The sequence below is a fragment of the Limnospira sp. PMC 1279.21 genome, from assembly GCF_032349615.1.
GTDB classification, from domain to species: Bacteria; Cyanobacteriota; Cyanobacteriia; order Cyanobacteriales; family Microcoleaceae; genus Limnospira; species Limnospira fusiformis.
The window spans coordinates 1-254 of the sequence record NZ_JARPLU010000618.1; the positions used below are offsets into that span (position 1 = coordinate 1).

Below are 254 nucleotides of genomic sequence, written 5' to 3' on the forward strand. Positions count from 1 at the left end.
CCTAACCATATCATCTGAAATTGAGGAGGTGTTGGGTTGCGTACCTCCACCCAAATGACGGTGTTGGGTTTCACGGAGTTTCACCCAACCTACGGTGGTGGGTTGCGTACCTCCACCCAACCTACGGTGTTGGGTTTCACGGAGTGTCACCCAACCTACGGTGTTGGGTTTCACGGAGTTTCACCCAACCTACGGTGTGGGGTTTCACGGAGTTTCACCCAACCTACGGTGTTGGGTTTCACGGAGTTTCACCG

Annotated in this window: 1 protein-coding gene; it reads left to right on the plus strand. The window is 53.9% G+C overall.

Annotation, left to right across the window (positions count from 1 at the left end; translation table 11 throughout):
• Positions 1-36 precede the first annotated feature (36 nt).
• The coding region (locus tag P5683_RS26240; RefSeq protein WP_315669532.1) for a hypothetical protein at positions 37-254 on the plus strand (218 nt) is incomplete at its 3' end.